We start from the raw sequence: 883 nt of genomic DNA, 5'->3' as shown, positions 1-883 counted from the left end.
GTGATGAAACAGCGCACACTGCCCCGTTTACCCCAAGGAAACTGCAAGGTGGCTGCGGCGGCGCAAGGCCAACGCTCGGGTTGCTTGAAGTAGGTTCCAGCCCGCCACTTTCAGCAAGATCGAGTGGAAAACGCTGGGACGACCTCGCACGCGAACACGGCCCAAACCGGTCTTCCGCTTCAAGATGCTGTTGGTGGCTTCGATGCCCGACCGTTTTCGGTAACGCTCACGAAACACACTCGTCGCTTCCTCGCGACGACGCGCGTCCAAGCGACGTTGCTTGTCGGTAAACCGGTACTCGTAATGACCGTCACGGCGACGCTTTACCGGGCAGCCATCGCGGTGCGGGCACTCGGCACAAGACCGCTTGTCCATCACCACCAACGTTTGCCCCGTCACTTCGTCGCGGCTCGACTCGACTGGATTCTCGCCCCGCGGGCAACATTCCACTTCGTCCGTCAATTCGTTCACCACGAAGTCGTCGCTGTTCGTCGCATCCACGTCGTCAGGCTTCTTCCCCGATGTCGGGCTGACCAACTCGACGCCTTTGTGTTCGCACGTTTGCACGTTGTCGTCGCTGCCGTAGGCCGTGTCGGCCAGCATCGCTTCGGGCGTTAAACCGTTCTCTTCGAGTTGATCGAGAATCGGTTCGATCGCCGCAGAGTCGTGCTCCACCGCCGTTTGGGCAATCGCGCCGGTGATCAACTGCACGTCGTTCTCTTCGCCGCACGTCTCGACAAGTTGCACTTGATAACCGGGTCCCTTCTTGCCGTCCCGCGTCGCATCCCGGTCCGACGGGTTCTGGATCACGTCGCCGCCGGGATGCTTGCGAATCTCAATCTTATCCTCGACCACTTCGCACTGTTCGTGAAACACGCGAACG

General features: G+C 60.2%; 1 protein-coding gene. It reads right to left on the bottom strand.

Features of this window, described 5'->3' with window-relative positions:
* Positions 1–27: 27 nt before the first annotated feature.
* Complete coding sequence (locus tag GY725_15265) at positions 28–855, bottom strand: transposase (protein MCP4005548.1); 828 nt, start codon at positions 853–855, stop codon at positions 28–30.
* Positions 856–883: the final 28 nt, after the last annotated feature.

The sequence above is a fragment of the bacterium genome, assembly GCA_024226335.1.
GTDB lineage: Bacteria > Myxococcota_A > UBA9160 > SZUA-336 > SZUA-336 > JAAELY01.
The sequence above is the reverse complement of the archived record's forward strand: the minus strand, read 5'-3'. Positions and strand labels throughout refer to the sequence as shown.